Source organism: Streptomyces sp. CRCS-T-1, from assembly GCF_024442335.1.
Lineage (GTDB): Bacteria > Actinomycetota > Actinomycetes > Streptomycetales > Streptomycetaceae > Streptomyces > Streptomyces koelreuteriae.
Map to the genome: position 1 here is coordinate 6,894,756 of NZ_CP101651.1, position 14,324 is coordinate 6,909,079.

The window sequence follows — 14,324 nt, forward strand, 5'->3', positions numbered from 1 at the left end:
GCTCGACGGCATGTTCTGGCCGATGTTCGCGGTAGCCGTGGGGTTCGTGGGTCTCGCCGTGCTCGGGGTGCTCGCCGTCCGGGTCTTCGTGGAGGCACAGCGCCTGGGCAGGCAGGTCACCGACTCCGCGCGCCGTATCAACCGGGCCGCCGAGGATCTGGAGCGGGCCGCGGGCAGCGCGGCCCGGTCTGTGGACGCCCTGTGAGCCGTTCAGCAGGCGGCTGTGAGTTGCGCTTTGGGCCACTTCGCCCTGTCACCTCCGTGGTCCGGACAGGTACGCTGCTGGTCGCGGCCCGGTTAACGAGGCACTGGCCGCGGACGGGAGTACGCACAGGGGATGCAGAGGGATTGCCTCACGTTTACCCCTGAGCGTTACGATCGCTGTCAACACGATCGTTCGGACATATGTCCGACCGGTCGGACAGCACCCCACCCCCAGCCGCCTCGGTGAGAAGGTAAAGACTTATGTTCGGAAGGCTCGGAGCCCCCGAGATCATTCTCATCCTCGTCGTCATCATCCTGCTGTTCGGCGCGAAGAAGCTTCCGGACATGGCTCGGTCGCTCGGCAAGTCCGCCCGCATCCTCAAGAGCGAGGCCAAGGCGATGAAGGACGAGAACAAGTCGTCCACGACCCCGGCCGGCCCGCCCAACAACGACGAGCAGTCCTCGCACCGCACCATCCAGGCAGCGCCCGGTGACGTGACCAGCTCGCGTCCGGTCAACGAGCCCACGGACACGACGAAGCGCTGAAGCCGGGCCGGTGACCTCCGGCCCGCCGCACGAGATGGGAACGTGGGTTGCTGAAGTCTGCCCGCAAGCAGGAGAAGGATCCCGAGGGGCGGATGCCCCTCGCGGAGCACCTTCGCGAGCTCCGCAACCGGCTCGCCAAGGCGATGCTGGCGATCGTCGTCATCACGATCGTCGCCGCCTTCTTCTACAACGACATCATCAACTTGATCACCAAGCCGATCCTCGACTCGGTCGGCTGTGACAAGACCTTCGAGGAACTCGCCAGGTCGCAGTCCTCCAAGCCGTGTGCGCAGATCACCATCAACGGTCTGATCGCCCCCTTCACGCTGGCACTGAAGGTTTCCCTGATGGCCGGTGTCGTGCTGGCCTCGCCGGTCTGGCTCTACCAGCTGTGGGCCTTCGTCGCGCCGGGCCTGCACCGGCACGAGCGGAAGTACGCGTACGCCTTCGTCGGCACGGGCGCCCCGCTGTTCATCATCGGCGCCTACTTCGCCTACACGGTGCTTCCCACCACCGCGAAGGTGCTCCTCGAATTCACCCCGGGCGGCACATCCAACCTTCTCCCGCTGGACGACCTGCTCGACCTGGTCATGCGGATGGTGCTCGTCTTCGGCCTCTCGTTCGAGCTGCCTCTGCTGCTGGTCATGCTCAACCTCACCGGAGCGCTCACCGGCAAGCGCATGCTCGGCTGGTGGCGCGGCATGATCATGGGCATCACCGTCTTCGCGGCCATCGCCACGCCCAGCACCGACCCGCTGACCATGCTCATGCTGGCCGGGCCGATCTGGGTCCTGTACTTCGCGGCCGTCGCGTTCTCCCTGCTCAACGACCGCCGCCGCAGCCGCCGCGACGCCCTGGGCCCCGACGACGACGAGGCCTCCGAGCTGGATCTCACGCCTGACGACATCGGCGAGATCGAACCCGTGACCACCAGCCGGGCCGCTCTGCCCGAGCAGGCGACTTCGGACCGCTCGGACCGGGTCAACGGTTATGACGACGTGACCTGAAGATCGGCAGGCAGCTCATAGGGTCGGTCGCGTGACCAGCGAGATCACCCTCTTCGTCAACCCCACCGCGGGCCGCGGCCGGGGCGCCCGCGCGGCGCAGCCGGCCGCTTCCGCTTTGCGGGCGGCCGGATTCTCGGTGCGTACGGTGCTCGGCGAGGACGCCGCCGACGCCCTGGTGCGCGCCCGTGCCGCCGTCGAGGGCGGCACCGGAGCGCTGATCGCCGTCGGCGGTGACGGCATGGCCAACCTCGCGCTGCGGGCGGTCGCGGGCACCCGCACCCCGCTCGGCCTGGTCGCCGTCGGCACCGGCAACGACTTCGCCCGCGCCCTCGGCCTGCCCGTGCGCGAGCCGGCCGCCGCGGGCCGCATGATCGCCGACGCCCTCAAGTGCGGCCGGATCCGCGACATCGACCTCGGCCGGGTCGGCGACCGCTGGTTCGGCACGGTCCTCGCCTCCGGCTTCGACTCCCGCGTCAACGACCGGGGCAACCGCATGCGCTGGCCCTCGGGCCGCCTCAAGTACGACCTGGCGATGATCGCCGAACTCGCCGAGTTCCGGCCCGTCCCGTACCGCATCCGGCTCGACGACGGGGAGCTTCGTGAGATCGAGGCGACTCTGGTGGCCGTCGGCAACGGCTCGTCGTACGGCGGCGGAATGCGGATCTGCCCCGGCGCCGACCTCACCGACGGGCTGTTCGACATCACCGTGGTCGGGGACTGCAGCCGCAGGACCCTGCTGCGGGTGTTTCCGAAGGTGTACCGGGGGACCCACGCCGAACATCCGGCGGTGACCGTCATGCGCGCGGCCCGGGTCGAGATCGCCGCCGAGGGGATCACCGGGTACGCGGACGGGGAGCCGCTCGGCCCGCTGCCGCTGAGCGCGCGCTGCGTGCGCGGGGGCGTGCGCGTCGTCGGCCCCTGAACTGCGCCGATCCCCGGTTTCACAGGAATGGATCCGGATAATGATCGTCCTGTTGTCAGTGCGGCCCGGTACGCTCGAAAGCACGATGACAGAGGACCTCTCACCGGCCGAGCGGTACGCGGCAGCCCGCAAGCGTGCTGTCGAGCAGGCCACCGCGCTCGCCTCCTTCCGCGAGATGTACGACTTCGGCCTCGACCCCTTCCAGATCGAGGCCTGCCAGGCGCTCGAGGCGGGCAAGGGCGTCCTGGTCGCCGCACCCACCGGCTCGGGCAAGACGATCGTGGGCGAGTTCGCCGTCCACCTCGCTCTCCAGCAGGGCAAGAAGTGCTTCTACACGACACCCATCAAGGCGCTGTCGAACCAGAAGTACGCCGACCTGTGCCGCCGCTACGGCACGGACAAGGTGGGCCTGCTCACCGGCGACAACAGCGTCAACTCCGACGCCCCGGTGGTCGTGATGACCACCGAGGTGCTGCGGAACATGCTGTACGCCGGTTCGCAGACCCTCCTGGGCCTCGGCTACGTGGTCATGGACGAGGTGCACTACCTCTCCGACCGGTTCCGGGGCGCCGTCTGGGAAGAAGTGATCATCCACCTCCCCGAGTCGGTCACGCTCGTGTCGCTGTCGGCGACCGTGTCGAACGCCGAGGAGTTCGGCGACTGGCTCGACACGGTCCGCGGTGACACCGAGGTGATCGTCTCCGAGCACCGGCCCGTGCCGCTGTTCCAGCACGTGCTCGCCGGGCGGCGGATGTACGACCTGTTCGAGGAGGGCGAGGGCCACAAGAAGGCCGTCAACCCCGACCTCACCCGCATGGCGCGCATGGAGGCGAGCCGGCCGTCGTACCAGGACCGCCGCCGTGGCCGGTCCATGCGCGAGGCCGACCGCGAGCGCGACCGCAGACAGCGCTCCCGGGTGTGGACGCCGAGCCGGCCCGAGGTCATCGAACGGCTCGACGCCGAGGGGCTGCTGCCCGCCATCACCTTCATCTTCAGCCGTGCCGCCTGCGAGGCCGCCGTCCAGCAGTGCCTGTACGCGGGCCTCAGGCTCAACGCCGACGAGGCCCGCGGTCGGGTCCGCGCGCTCGTCGAGGAGCGCACGTCGTCCATCCCGACCGAGGACCTGCATGTCCTCGGGTACTACGAATGGCTGGAGGGCCTGGAGCGCGGCATCGCCGCCCACCACGCGGGGATGCTGCCGACCTTCAAGGAGGTCGTCGAGGAGCTCTTCGTACGCGGCCTGGTCAAGGCCGTGTTCGCGACCGAGACCCTCGCCCTCGGCATCAACATGCCCGCCCGCTCGGTGGTGCTGGAGAAGCTCGTCAAGTGGAACGGCGAGCAGCACGCGGACATCACCCCGGGCGAGTACACACAGTTGACGGGGCGTGCGGGGCGACGCGGCATCGATGTCGAGGGCCACGCGGTGGTGCTCTGGCAGCGCGGTTCGAGCCCCGAGCACCTCGCCGGTCTGGCCGGGACGCGCACCTACCCGCTGCGCTCCAGCTTCAGGCCGTCGTACAACATGGCCGTCAACCTGGTCGAGCAGTTCGGCCGGCACCGTTCGCGCGAGCTGCTGGAGACGTCCTTCGCGCAGTTCCAGGCGGACAAGTCGGTCGTCGGCATCTCCCGCCAGGTACAGCGCAACGAGGAGGGTCTGGAGGGCTACAAGGCCTCGATGACCTGCCACCTCGGCGACTTCGAGGAGTACGCGCGGCTGCGCCGCGAACTGAAGGACCGTGAGAACGACCTGGCGCGGCAGGGCGCGGCACAGCGGCGCGCCGAGGCCGCCGTCGCGCTGGAGAAGCTGAAGCCCGGTGACATCATCCATGTGCCCACCGGCAAGTACGCGGGCCTGGCGCTGGTGCTGGACCCGGGCCTGCCCGCGGGCCGGTCGAACGGCCACCGGGGCTTCGAGCACCACGACGGGCCGCGCCCGCTGGTGCTGACCGCCGAGCGGCAGGTGAAGCGGCTGGCGTCCATGGACTTCCCGGTGCCGGTCGAGCCGCTGGAGCGGATGCGGATCCCGAAGTCCTTCAACCCGCGTTCCCCGCAGTCCCGTCGGGACCTCGCCTCCGCGCTGCGCACCAAGGCCGGGCACATCCCGGCCGACCGGCACCGCAAGCGGCGCTCCCAGGCGGCCGACGACCGCGAGATCGCCCGGCTGCGGACCGAGCTGCGCGCGCACCCCTGCCACGGGTGCGACGACCGTGAGGACCACGCCCGTTGGGCCGAGCGCTACCACCGCCTGCTGCGGGACACCGGGCAGCTGGAGCGGCGCATCGAGGGCCGTACGAACACCATCGCGCGGACCTTCGACCGTATCGTCGCGCTGCTGACCGAGCTCGACTATCTGCGCGCCGACGAGGTCACCGAGCACGGCAAGCGGCTCGCGCGGCTCTACGGCGAGCTGGACCTGCTCGCCAGCGAGTGCCTGCGCGAGGGCGTCTGGGAAGGGCTCGGTCCGGCCGAACTGGCGGGCTGCGTCTCGGCGTTGGTGTACGAGGCGCGTGCGGCGGACGACGCGATGGCGCCGAAGCTGCCGTCGGGGAAGGCCAAGGCCGCGCTGGGCGAGATGGTGCGGATCTGGGGGCGGCTGGACGCGCTGGAGGAGGAGTTCCGGATCACCCAGACCGAGGGTGTCGGGCAGCGTGAGCCGGACCTGGGGTTCGCCTGGGCCGCGTACATGTGGGCCTCCGGGGCGGGGCTGGACGAGGTGCTGCGCGAGGCGGAGATGCCGGCGGGGGACTTCGTGCGGTGGTGCAAGCAGGTCATCGATGTGCTGGGGCAGATCGCGGCGGCGGCGCCGCAGGGGTCTTCCGTGGTGAAGAACGCGCGTAAGGCTGTTGATCTGTTGCTGCGGGGGGTTGTCGCCTACTCGTCGGTGGGGTGATCGTTTGCTGCGCGGGTGTCCGCCCGGATGTGGTTGCTCGCGCAGTTCCCCGCGCCCCTTAAGGGGCGATGTTCTGAAGGCCACTCACTCGTCACGGTGAGTGGTTTTCGTATGCCCGTACGTCGTTACGTACGGCATTCGAATGATCTCGCAGCGTGTAAACGACCGAGCGTACTATCCCCTCGCGTCCGGTTTCCGGTGGATGCCGAATATGACACGGCGATGATCCGGTCGGACTAAGCTCGCCCGCAGCGCACCGGCTTGAGATGAATTCGTGCGCTTGTTCCCCAATTGTGCGGAACTCCAGCCGACTCCTGTCAGAAGGCCTACATGGTGAGTGTTCAATCCCCTCCCGTTCGCCGTGAACTTCCCTACGCGCGCGTGCTGTTGCTGCCGGCCATAGCGATGGCCGCGGCGTCCGGAACCGCCGTCGCCCTGGTGACGGAGTCGGCCCGGCTCGCCGTCGGCTGGTGCGGCGGCCTCGCCACCGCGCTGGTGATCGCGACGGCAGCCGAGGCGGTCCGCCGCGGCCGTGCCCTGCGGAACCAGCGTGCCGAGCACGCCCGTCACAGCGCGTATCTGGAACAGCGGATCGCCGGCCACGAGCACGAACTGGTCCGCTTCACACGGGAGATCGTCCCCGCCGCGCTCGACCTGCTGCGCACCGGAGAGTCCCCCAGGGAGGTGATCCGCAAGCTCGGCCTGGCCAACCCCGCCTACCGCGACCTCCCCGCGCCGGAGGTCGAGACGCTGCTGACGGTGCTCAGGATCGTCGACCACGAAGTGACCATGCGTGACGCCGCCGCTCGCTCCTTCGTCACGGTCGCCCGCCGCGTCCAGGCGATCGCCCACCAGCAGGCCGAGGAACTCCGGGAGATGGAGGAGGACCACGGCCGCAACCCCGAGGTCTTCGACGACCTGCTGCGCATCGACCACGGCAACGCGCTGATCGGCCGCCTCGCCGACTCCGTCTCCGTCCTCGGCGGCGGACGCCCCGGCCGGCAGTGGCCCGAGCCGGTGTCCCTGTACAGCACGCTGCGCGGCGCCATGTCCCGCATCCTGGAGTACCGGCGCATCCAGCTGTCCTCCATCGCCAAGATCAGCGTCAAGGGCATCTACGTCGAGCCCGTCATCCACGCCGCCGCCGAACTCCTCGACAACGCCACGCGCTACTCGCCGCCGCAGACCAAGGTGCACGTCACCGCCACCGAGGTGCAGACCGGCGTCTGCATCGAGATCGAGGACGGCGGTGTCAACCTCAACGAGGAGGCACGGGCCCGGATCGAGGGCATGCTGGAGGCGGCAAAGGCGGGCGTCGACCTCCAGGACATCGGTGAGCACCCGCGACTGGGCCTGGCCGTCGTCGGCCGCCTCTGCACGGCGTACAACATGCAGGTCTCGCTACGGGCCTCCGCGTACGGCGGCGTCCGCGCCATCCTCATCGTGCCGAGCGAGATGATCACCCACGAGCCCGGCGTCGGACTCGCCCACGGCATCGGCGCCACCGGCATCCCCATGACGGTCGGCATCCCCGAGGGCCCCAAGCGCGCACCCAAGAGGCGGCGCCCCACCATGCCGAAGATCCCCGCGACGGTCTCCCTTGAGGACGACGACGTCCCCGAGGTGACGGAGTGGACGACGAACGGTCTGCCGCAGCGCCGCAGCCGGGTGAAGACGCCGCTCGCCGAGCGGCTCGCCCAGCAGGCCGCCAACGAGAAGGCCGACCGGGAGGCCGCCGAACGGGGCGAGTACAACCCCTGGGCGGCGATGTCGGAGCCCGAGACCAAGCCCCTGCGCGACATGTCGGCCCCCGACGCCCCCGGCAAGGGCCTCGAGGCCTTCTGGGAGGGACTCAAGCAGGGCATCGAACCCGGCACGCACCCGACCGACTTCATCCGGAACCCGACCAAGTACCTGCACCTGATCAACGACCCGGCCCCCAGCGAGGCCGACGACGAGGGGGACCTCAAGTGATCCAGCAGCGAGGCAACTTCGACTGGATGCTCAAGCAACTCGCCGACGGCGTGCCGGGCATCGAGATGATCGTGGTGCTCTCGGCCGACGGACTGCGCATCGCCCGCCACGGCGGCGAGCCCGACGCGGCCGACCGGGTCGCCGCGGCCTGCGCCGGCCTGCAGTCCCTCGCGGGCAGCATCTGCCAGGAACTCACGGTCGGCGACGGCGAGATGAAGCTCGTCATGATCGAGATCGACCGCGGCTACTTCTATCTGATGAACGCCGGAGCCAACGCCTTCCTCGCGGTGCTCTCCGACGTGCGGTGCGAACCGGGCCGGATGAGCGCGATGATGCGCGACCTCGTCGTCCGGATCGGCGGTCATCTGACCAGTCCGCCCCGGCGCAACGGGCAGATCGTATGACGCCTCCGCAACGCCAGCGGCGCGACCCCACCACCCCGGAACCGCCCCCGCAGCAGGACGGCGAGGGCAAGCCCAGGAACCCGGAGCGGATGTACGTGGTGGCGGGCCCCGACGGCGAACGGGCCGAGCTCGACCTGGTCACGTTAATCGTGGCGCGTGCCGAAGACCCGCCGCCTTCCGCCTCCCCCGAGCAGGCGGCGCTGCTCCGGCTCTGCGCCGCCCCCCTGTCCGTGGCCGAGCTGTCGGCCTACCTCAACCTGCCGTTCAGTGCGATGGGCGTGCTGCTCACCGAGCTGCTGACGGCGGAACTGGTGCAGGCGCGCGCCCCGATCGTGCGCCGGTCACGCACCGACCGTTCCCTCCTCGAAGCGGTGATGAATGGACTTCAAAGGCTCTGACACCATCCCGGGCCCCCGGGCCGAGGACCAGTTGCCCCACACGGCACAGTCCGCGGCCAAGATCGTGATCGTGGGTGGCTTCGGCGTCGGCAAGACCACCATGGTCGGCTCGGTCAGCGAGATCACACCGCTGACCACCGAGGAGACCATGACGCAGGCCGGCATCGGTGTCGACGACAACTTCGGCTCCGCGTCCAAGACGGCCACCACCGTCGCCATGGACTTCGGCCGCATCAGCATCACCGACCAACTGGTGCTCTACCTCTTCGGCACACCCGGCCAGCAGCGCTTCTGGTTCCTGTGGAACGGCCTCTTCGAGGGCGCGCTCGGTGCGGTGGTGCTGGTCGACACCCGTCGGCTGGAGGTCAGCTTCGATGTCATGGGACGCCTGGAGGACCGCGGCGTGCCGTTCGTCGTCGCGGTCAACTCCTTCCCGGACGCGCCCCGTTACGACCTCGAGGAGCTGCGCACGGCCCTCGACATCACCCCGGACATCCCGATCATGGAGTGCGACGTACGCCGCCGGGCCTCCAGCCGTGACGTCCTGATGACCCTCATGCGCTTCCTGCACTCGCTCGCCATGACGGGCGCGCGCCGCTGATCCCGCGCCCGCCCGTCCCTGTTCGTACCTGTTCGACCCACCCCCACATTCCCCCCCCAGACACCTGGATTCACTTCAGTTTCGGAGCGACCACTGTGACGCCTGAATCCCACGCCCCGACCGACACGGACGCCTCCCGCCCCGGCCCGCCCCCAGGCTGCCCCGCACACGGCCTCGGGCCCGGCGGACTGCACCGGCTGCACGAGTCGGAGGATCTGGGAGCGCTGTACGAGCAGCTGCGGAAGGACCACGGCCCCGTGGCGCCCGTGCTGCTCCACGACGACGTACCGATCTGGGTCGTCCTCGGCCATGCCGAGAACCTGCACATGGTGCGCTCGCCCTCGCAGTTCTGCCGGGACAGCCGTATCTGGACCCCGCTGAAGGACGGCCTGGTCAAGCCCGACCACCCGCTGATGCCGCACATCGCCTGGCAGCCCATCGCCTCGCACGCCGAGGGCGATGAGCACAAGCGGCTGCGCGGCGCTGTCATGGGCGCCATCTCGACCATCGACTTCCGCAGCCTGCGCCGCTACATCAACCGCAGCACGCAGGCCATCGTCAACCGCTTCTGCGAGCAGGGCGAGGCCGACCTCGTCGGCCAGTTCGCCGAGCATCTGCCGATGGCCGTGATGTGCGAGATCCTCGGCATGGCCGACGAGTACAACGACCGTCTCGTCGAGGCCGCCCGCGACGCGCTCAAGGGCACCGAGACCGCCATCGCCAGCCACTCCTACGTCATGGACGCCCTGAGCCGGCTCACCGCACGGCGCCGCGCCCAGCCGGAGGAGGACTTCGCCAGCTACCTGATCACCCACCCGGCCCGGCTGACCGACGACGAGGTCAGGGAGCACCTGCGCCTGGTGCTCTTCGCCGCCTACGAGGCCACCACCAATCTGCTGTCCAACGTGCTGCTCACGGTGCTGATCGACCCGCGCTTCCGGGCCCAGCTCAACGGCGGCCAGATGACGGTGCCGGAGGCGGTGGAGCAGTCCCTGTGGAACGAGCCGCCGTTCAGTACGGTCTTCGCCTACTTCGCCAAGCAGGAGACCGAACTGGGCGGTCAGCGCATCCGCCGGGGCGACGGACTGCTCTTCGCCCCGGCCCCGGCCAACGTCGACCCTCGGGTCCGGCCCGATCTGTCCGCCAGCATGCAGGGCAATCGCTCCCACCTCGCGTTCGGCGGCGGGCCGCACGAGTGCCCCGGGCAGGACGTCGGCCGTTCCATCGCCGATGTCGGCGTGGACGCGCTGCTGATGCGGCTGCCCGATGTCGAACTCGACTGCGACGAGGAGGAGTTGCGCTGGACGGCGTCCATCGCCTCCCGGCATCTGGTGGAGATGCCGGTGCAGTTCTCGCCCAAGCCGCCGCAGGACGTGACGGAGCCGCCGAGCCACAAGCAGGTCCCGGCGCAGCGCTCCGACTGGCAGATCGGCAGCCCGCAGCCGCAGGCCGCACCGGCCGCCGCGCAAGCCGCACCGAGCGTCGCGCAGCCCGCGTCACCGGCCGCCGCACAGCCGTATCCGGCTCCGGCGCAGCCCCAGTCGGCCCCGGTGTACCCGCAGGTTCAGCCGACGGCGCAGGAACCGGTCCGCGGCAAGGGCGCCTGGCAGCGCTTCCTGAGCTGGTGGCGCGGCTACTGACCGGCTGACGGGCCGTCGTACGTCCCGGCGGCCCACCGGTCGTACGACGTCCAGGCCGCGAGTTCCCGGCCGCTGCGGACGCGGTGTTCCTCGCCCGTGACCGGGTCGGTGAACGCGAGGGCCCGTGCCAGCAGTTGGAGCGGGCGCCGGAAGTCACCGGCCGGCACGGGGTCGGTCACCTCCGGGTAGAGCGGGTCGCCGAGGATGGGCACGCCCAGCGCGGTCATGTGCACCCGGAGCTGGTGTGTCTGCCCGGTGCCGGGCACCAGCCGGTACCGGGCGAGTCCGTCGGCTCCTTCCGGGCGGTGCCCGAGGAGTTCGACACGGCTCACGGCGTTCGGCTCGCCCGTCACCTCCTGGGCCTGGAGCACCCCGCGCTCCTTCACGATCCGGCTGCGCATGGTCCGGGGGAGGGTGAGGGCGGGGTCGTACGGGGCGACGGCCTCGTACTCCTTGTGAACCAGGCGGTTGCTGAACAGCGTCTGGTACGCGCCGCGCTCCTCGGGGCGCACGGTGAACAGCACGAGCCCCGCGGTGAGCCGGTCCAGACGGTGTGCGGCGCCGAGTGCGGGGATGCCCAGCTCTCTGCGCAGCCTGGCCAGCGCGGTCTCGGTGACGTGGCTCCCGCGCGGGGTGGTGGCGAGGAAGTGGGGCTTGTCGACGACGACGATGTGCTCGTCCCGGTGCACGACCTCCAGCGGGAAGGGCACCGGCACTTCCTCGGGCAGGTCCCGGTGGAACCACACGAACATGCCCGGCAGGTACGGTGCGTCCGCCGCCACGGCCCGTCCGTCCGCCCCGACGATCCGCCCCGCGTCGAACAGCCCGTCGACGACCCCGGCACCCGCCCCGCTGAGCCGCTCCACCAAGTACTCGCGCACCGTGGCCCATGCCCCCACGACGGGCAGCCGCACCCGCACCGGATCCACGCCGTGGCGCTGCGGCAGGGGCGAGGGCGGGATGCGCGGCTTGCGTCTCATCGCGGCCCAGCGTACGAGGCCCGGTGCGCCGGGCGGAAAACCATTGGGGCCGTGCCTCACGTCCTTGCCAGGATGCGGGGCATGCCGTTCCTCACCAGCCCGGTCCTGACCGCCGGGACCCTCGCCCGCCGCCCGCAGCCCACCCTCGCCAGCGGCGACGGACTCCTCCTGCGCCCCTGGCGGGCCGAGGACGCGCCCGCGGTGCATGAGGTGTTCCAGGATCCCGTGATGCACCAGTGGCACGCCCGGGCCGCCGACTCCGAGGAGGAGGTCGCCGGCTGGATCCGCGACTGGCACCGGGCCTGGGAGGAGGAACGGGAGGCGCACTGGGCCGTCACCGACGCGGACTCCGGCTCGCTGCTGGGGCGGGTCGCGCTGCGCGAGATACGGCTCGACGACGGTACGGCGGAGGTGGCGTACTGGACCGTCCCGGCGGCACGGGGGCGGGGCATCGCCGTACGCGCCGCGGGCGCGCTGACCCGCTGGGCCCTCGACGAGACCGGCTTCCACCGCCTGGAACTGCTGCACGCCGTACGCAACGAGGCGTCCTGCCGCGTCGCCTCCAGGACGGGGTTCACCCTGGAGGGCACGAAGCGCGGTGCCGTGCTGCATCCGGACGGCCGGCACGACATGCATCTGCACGCGCGGGTGCGGGGCGACTGAGACCGGGAGGGTGTCGGGCTCGCCTCGCTCAGGCGGCCGGGCTGCTCTCCTGCTCCGCCTCGATGCGCGCGTTCCAGTCCCGCTTCGAGGCCTGCCAGCCGTCCTCGTTGTGGCCGCGCCGCCAGTAGCCGGAGATCGACAGGTCCTCGCGCGCGATCTGGCGCTCGACCCGGAGCAGATGGCGCAGCTCCTTCACGAAGTGCGCCTCGCCGTGCACGAAGGCGTGGACCCGGCCCTCGGGGAACTCCAGGTTCCGCACGGCCTCGACCAGCGCCTCGCCGATGGGCCGGTCGCCGCGGTGCAGCCAGACGACGTCCACGTCCGAGTCGATCTTCTGCTCCTCCTCGGGGCCGGAGATCTCCACGAAGGCGACGGCCTTGGCGCCGCGCGGCAGGGCCTCCAGGGCGCAGGCGATCGCGGGCAGCGCGCTCTCGTCACCGACGAGCAGATGCCAGTCGGCGTCGGGGTCGGGCGCGTACGCCCCGCCCGGTCCCATGAAGCGCACGGTCTCGCCCGGCTGGACGCGGGCCGCCCAGGGACCGGCCAGGCCCTCGTCGCCGTGGACGACGAAGTCCAGGGTCAGCTCGCGGTGCTCGGCGTCCCACTGGCGCACCGTGTACGTCCGGGTCACCGGCCACTGCTCGCGGGGCACCTCGTCGCGGATGCGCTGCATGTCGAAGGGCTCCGGGTAGGTCACACCCTCGGGCGGGAACAGCAGCTTCACATAGTGGTCGGTGCACGTGCCCGCCGCGAAGTCGGCGAGGCCCTCGCCGCCGAGCACCACGCGCTGCATGTGCGGCGTCAGCCGCTCGGTGCGGACGACCTGAGCGGAATGCGGCTTGCGCGGCTGGCGTCCGGGTCGCTCTGCCATGAGGACCTCCCTGTCTCGCATAGTTAGGCTTACCTAAGTTAGCACCTCGCCCCCACTTAACACCTCCCGAATGAGAGGTTCATGAACACCGTCGGCCTCCGGAAGGCCGTCGGCCCGCCCCCGTCACACCTCCAGCGTGGTCAGCAGACGCTCCAGTGAGCCGCCCAGTCCCCAGCGGGTCGCCAGGGTCCGAAGCTCCTCCGGGTCGCGCGGGGACCGGGGCAGCGCCGTGGTGACGTCCGGCAGCGGTACGTCGTCCGCGACCCGGACCACCTTCGGCGCGACCGCGAGATAGGGGCGCGATTCGTCGAGCCGCCTGCGCTGGGTCGGCGTGAGCTTCGACCGCCGGTCCTCGACCGCCGCCATGATCCCGGCCAGGTCCCCGTACTCGGCCAGCAGCTTGGCGGCCGTCTTCTCTCCGATGCCCGGCACGCCCGGCAGGCCGTCGCTGGGGTCGCCGCGCAGCAGGGCCAGATCCGCGTACCCGCTCCCGGCGACCCCATACTTCTCGCGGAGCCATGCCTCGTCGGTGAGCTGGAGCGTGCCCACGCCCTTCAGCGGGTACAGGACGCGCACCCCGCGGGCGTCGTCCACCAGCTGATACAGGTCCCGGTCGCCCGTGACGATGTCGACCGGGCCCTTCGCCCGCGCGGTGAACGTGCCGATCACGTCGTCCGCCTCGTACCCCGCGACGCCCACGCGCGCGATGCCCAGCGCGTCCAGCACCGCCTCGATGACCGGCACCTGCGGCGACAGTGTGTCGGGCACCTCTTCCTCGTCGGGGCCGGCCGCGCGCTCCTCGGCGACGCGGTGCGCCTTGTACGAGGGGATCAGCTCCACCCGCCACTGCGGCCGCCAGTCGGCGTCCATGCAGGCCACGAGCTGGTCGGGCCGGTGGTCCTTGACCAGGCGGTCGATGAAGTCGAGCAGTCCGCGCACGGCGTTCACCGGTGTGCCGTCCGGAGCCCGGACCGAGTCCGGGACGCCGAAGTAGGCGCGGAAGTACAGGGAGGCGGTGTCGAGGAGCATCAGTCGTCCGGTCACGCCACGCATCATGCCGTACGTCACTGACAGCCACTCGCCGCTGCGCAGCGCGTTGCGGTGTGTGCGTTCTGTGTGAGGCGCCCCACTTGTGGGTTTGCTTTCCGCGATCCAGGGGAGGCGCCGCCGCAGAGCGAGGCTGGTTGCGCATTTCAACTGTTTGCGGGGCCCTGTCCTCGCTCT

General features: G+C 70.7%; 14 protein-coding genes. 11 read left to right on the forward strand and 3 right to left on the reverse strand.

Annotated features, from left to right (window positions below; translation table 11 throughout):
* Positions 1-10: 10 nt before the first annotated feature.
* The 10 genes from NNW99_RS31235 to NNW99_RS31280 all read left to right on the forward strand — a co-directional run bounded on the left by NNW99_RS31235 (position 11) and on the right by NNW99_RS31280 (position 10,586).
* On the forward strand, positions 11-205 hold the full coding sequence (locus NNW99_RS31235) for a hypothetical protein (RefSeq protein ID WP_184597413.1): 195 nt from the start codon (positions 11-13) through the stop codon (positions 203-205).
* Positions 206-465: 260 nt separating this feature from the next.
* Positions 466-750, forward strand: coding sequence for a Sec-independent protein translocase subunit TatA (tatA, locus tag NNW99_RS31240; protein WP_215122505.1), 285 nt, complete (start codon positions 466-468; stop codon positions 748-750).
* A gap of 47 nt (positions 751-797) precedes the next feature.
* On the forward strand, positions 798-1,757 hold the full coding sequence (gene tatC / locus NNW99_RS31245) for a twin-arginine translocase subunit TatC (RefSeq protein WP_215122506.1): 960 nt from the start codon (positions 798-800) through the stop codon (positions 1,755-1,757).
* A 31-nt stretch (positions 1,758-1,788) separates the two neighbouring features.
* Complete coding sequence (locus NNW99_RS31250; protein ID WP_215122507.1) at positions 1,789-2,679, forward strand: diacylglycerol kinase; 891 nt, start codon at positions 1,789-1,791, stop codon at positions 2,677-2,679.
* 40 nt (positions 2,680-2,719) lie between these two features.
* A complete protein-coding gene (locus tag NNW99_RS31255; protein WP_215122508.1) occupies positions 2,720-5,569 on the forward strand; it encodes an RNA helicase in 2,850 nt (949 codons plus the stop codon).
* A 330-nt stretch (positions 5,570-5,899) separates the two neighbouring features.
* Positions 5,900-7,543 (forward strand): ATP-binding protein, encoded by a 1,644-nt coding sequence (locus tag NNW99_RS31260; RefSeq protein WP_215122509.1) that lies wholly within the window; start codon positions 5,900-5,902, stop codon positions 7,541-7,543.
* The gene (locus NNW99_RS31265) at positions 7,540-7,947 is read left to right on the forward strand and encodes a roadblock/LC7 domain-containing protein (protein ID WP_215122510.1); all 408 of its coding nucleotides are present in this window, start codon (positions 7,540-7,542) and stop codon (positions 7,945-7,947) included. The genes NNW99_RS31260 and NNW99_RS31265 overlap by 4 nt, the downstream gene beginning before the upstream one ends.
* Complete coding sequence (locus NNW99_RS31270) at positions 7,944-8,345, forward strand: DUF742 domain-containing protein (protein ID WP_215122511.1); 402 nt, start codon at positions 7,944-7,946, stop codon at positions 8,343-8,345. The genes NNW99_RS31265 and NNW99_RS31270 overlap by 4 nt, the downstream gene beginning before the upstream one ends.
* Complete coding sequence (locus NNW99_RS31275; protein ID WP_215122512.1) at positions 8,326-8,946, forward strand: ATP/GTP-binding protein; 621 nt, start codon at positions 8,326-8,328, stop codon at positions 8,944-8,946. Before NNW99_RS31270 ends, NNW99_RS31275 begins: the two co-directional genes overlap by 20 nt.
* 95 nt (positions 8,947-9,041) lie before the next feature.
* A complete protein-coding gene (locus NNW99_RS31280; RefSeq protein WP_215122513.1) occupies positions 9,042-10,586 on the forward strand; it encodes a cytochrome P450 in 1,545 nt (514 codons plus the stop codon).
* Here the strand turns inward: NNW99_RS31280 and NNW99_RS31285 are convergent.
* On the reverse strand, positions 10,580-11,566 hold the full coding sequence (locus NNW99_RS31285) for an RluA family pseudouridine synthase (protein ID WP_215122514.1): 987 nt from the start codon (positions 11,564-11,566) through the stop codon (positions 10,580-10,582). The two genes, NNW99_RS31280 and NNW99_RS31285, sit on opposite strands and share 7 nt — an antisense overlap.
* Positions 11,567-11,647: 81 nt before the next feature.
* On the opposite strand from NNW99_RS31285, the gene NNW99_RS31290 reads away from it, so the two are divergent.
* Entirely contained in the window at positions 11,648-12,229 is a 582-nt protein-coding gene (locus NNW99_RS31290) for a GNAT family N-acetyltransferase (protein ID WP_215124521.1), read from the forward strand.
* A 28-nt stretch (positions 12,230-12,257) separates the two neighbouring features.
* Here the strand turns inward: NNW99_RS31290 and NNW99_RS31295 are convergent, their stop codons facing one another.
* Together NNW99_RS31295 and NNW99_RS31300 are read right to left on the reverse strand one after the other, a co-directional pair.
* Positions 12,258-13,100, reverse strand: a complete 843-nt coding sequence (locus tag NNW99_RS31295) for a siderophore-interacting protein (protein WP_215122515.1) — start codon at positions 13,098-13,100, stop codon at positions 12,258-12,260.
* Between the two features lie 123 nt (positions 13,101-13,223).
* Complete coding sequence (locus NNW99_RS31300) at positions 13,224-14,153, reverse strand: 5'-3' exonuclease (RefSeq protein WP_251058147.1); 930 nt, start codon at positions 14,151-14,153, stop codon at positions 13,224-13,226.
* Between the last annotated feature and the right edge of the window lie 171 nt (positions 14,154-14,324).

Excerpts from the sequence above, each read along its gene's own strand:
- NNW99_RS31235 (WP_184597413.1), top strand. The coding sequence starts at position 11 with ATGTTCTGGCCGATGTTCGCGGTAGCCGTGGGGTTCGTGGGTCTCGCC.
- tatA (WP_215122505.1), top strand. The coding sequence starts at position 466 with ATGTTCGGAAGGCTCGGAGCCCCCGAGATCATTCTCATCCTCGTCGTC.
- NNW99_RS31255 (WP_215122508.1), top strand. The coding sequence starts at position 2,720 with ATGATCGTCCTGTTGTCAGTGCGGCCCGGTACGCTCGAAAGCACGATG.
- NNW99_RS31260 (WP_215122509.1), top strand. The coding sequence starts at position 5,900 with ATGGTGAGTGTTCAATCCCCTCCCGTTCGCCGTGAACTTCCCTACGCG.
- NNW99_RS31270 (WP_215122511.1), top strand. The coding sequence starts at position 7,944 with ATGACGCCTCCGCAACGCCAGCGGCGCGACCCCACCACCCCGGAACCG.
- NNW99_RS31275 (WP_215122512.1), top strand. The coding sequence starts at position 8,326 with ATGGACTTCAAAGGCTCTGACACCATCCCGGGCCCCCGGGCCGAGGAC.
- NNW99_RS31285 (WP_215122514.1), bottom strand. The coding sequence starts at position 11,566 with ATGAGACGCAAGCCGCGCATCCCGCCCTCGCCCCTGCCGCAGCGCCAC.
- NNW99_RS31290 (WP_215124521.1), top strand. The coding sequence starts at position 11,648 with ATGCCGTTCCTCACCAGCCCGGTCCTGACCGCCGGGACCCTCGCCCGC.
- NNW99_RS31295 (WP_215122515.1), bottom strand. The coding sequence starts at position 13,100 with ATGGCAGAGCGACCCGGACGCCAGCCGCGCAAGCCGCATTCCGCTCAG.
- NNW99_RS31300 (WP_251058147.1), bottom strand. The coding sequence starts at position 14,153 with ATGCGTGGCGTGACCGGACGACTGATGCTCCTCGACACCGCCTCCCTG.